The organism is Pseudothauera lacus (assembly GCF_003034845.1).
Classification (GTDB): domain Bacteria; phylum Pseudomonadota; class Gammaproteobacteria; order Burkholderiales; family Rhodocyclaceae; genus Pseudothauera; species Pseudothauera lacus.
Genome location: NZ_PZKC01000038.1, coordinates 1 through 1,196, shown reverse-complemented (window position 1 = coordinate 1,196; position 1,196 = coordinate 1). Strand labels below are relative to the sequence as shown.

The window sequence follows — 1,196 nt, the reverse complement described above, 5'->3', positions numbered from 1 at the left end:
TCGCCGCCGCCAAACGCATCGTCATCGCCGTCGATGGCGGCGCCAGCATCACCCTCGACGGCAGCATCACCGTGCGCTGCCCAGGCACCCTCACCATCCATGCCGCAAAGAAGAGCTTCAGCGGGCCGGTCAACGGCTCATACCCGCTGCCCGAGTTTCCCCGCGGCATCTGCGTTGACTGCCTCAAGAAAGCCCTCGCCGGCGGCTCCGCGTTCACCCAGCTCGCCTAGCACATGACGCTCATCGACCCACCCGCCGCCGACTGGCTCGACTGGCTGCGCGAACACGCCCGCTGCGCCGCCCCCGCACACACCGTCATCCTGCTCGACGGCGCCTTTCTCCCCGGCCTGCGCCAGCGCCTGCAGGCGCTCGGCATCCCCGCTATGGCGCTGTTCGCGCACGCCGGCCCCGCCACCGCCGCCGCGCTCGAACTCTCCCCGCTGCTGTTCGACTTCGACCCCGAACACCCGGGCATGCACCAATGCCTCGCAGCCAGTGCCGGCCACCCTGCACTCGCGGTGCTGCGCAGCAGCGCGCCAGCGGCAGTCCTGGCCGACAGTCTGGCCGCCTGGTGCGTGGTCGAGATCGACGGCAGCGCCTTCAACTTCCGCTTTGCCGACACCCGCCGCCAGCCCGCCATCCTGCGCACCCTCGACCCTGCCCGCCGCGCCCACCTGCTGGGCCCTGTCGTGCAATGGCACTGCCTCAACCGCCAGGGGCAATGGCAAGCCCTGGAGACCGCCACCGACGGTCAGACGCCGACCACGCGCGCCACCCTCGAGCTCACGCAGTTCGCCGCCCTGGTACGCGACGCGGAAGCCGACGAATGTCTCGCCCACCTTGCCGACAGCTGGCCGCCCGCCGTCCGCAGCATCCGCCCCTCGCAGCGCCACGCACTGGCGGAAGCTGCGCTGTGCGAAGCCGACGCCGCACACATCGACAGCCCCGCCCAACGCCTGGCAATGGTCGCCGCCGCCCTGCAGGCCCATGGCGGCGAGCACAGCGGCAGCGAGGCCCGGGATTGACGCCAGCACTCACCCGCCACCTGCGCACCACCGCCTGCATGCTGCTGGCCGCACTGTGGCTGGGCGGCTGCGAGGCCACCGGGGGCCGCCAGGTGGCCGTAGCGGTATCGGCGATCAACTACACCGAGGTTGAGCTGAGCAGCTTCCTGTTCATCAACCCGGAGACCAACG

Annotated in this window: 2 protein-coding genes; both read left to right on the top strand. The window is 71.2% G+C overall.

From position 1 onward, the window contains the following. Nucleotides 1–230 (top strand): DUF2345 domain-containing protein (locus C8261_RS17095; protein WP_146161711.1); only part of this gene is annotated, 230 nt, incomplete at its 5' end. Between the two features lie 3 nt (nt 231–233). Further along, the gene (locus C8261_RS17090; RefSeq protein WP_107494928.1) at nt 234–1,025 is read left to right on the top strand and encodes a DUF4123 domain-containing protein; all 792 of its coding nucleotides are present in this window, start codon (nt 234–236) and stop codon (nt 1,023–1,025) included. Nucleotides 1,026–1,196: the final 171 nt, after the last annotated feature.

Coding starts and splice junctions, on each gene's coding strand:
- C8261_RS17090 (WP_107494928.1), top strand. CDS start 234: ATGACGCTCATCGACCCACCCGCCGCCGACTGGCTCGACTGGCTGCGC.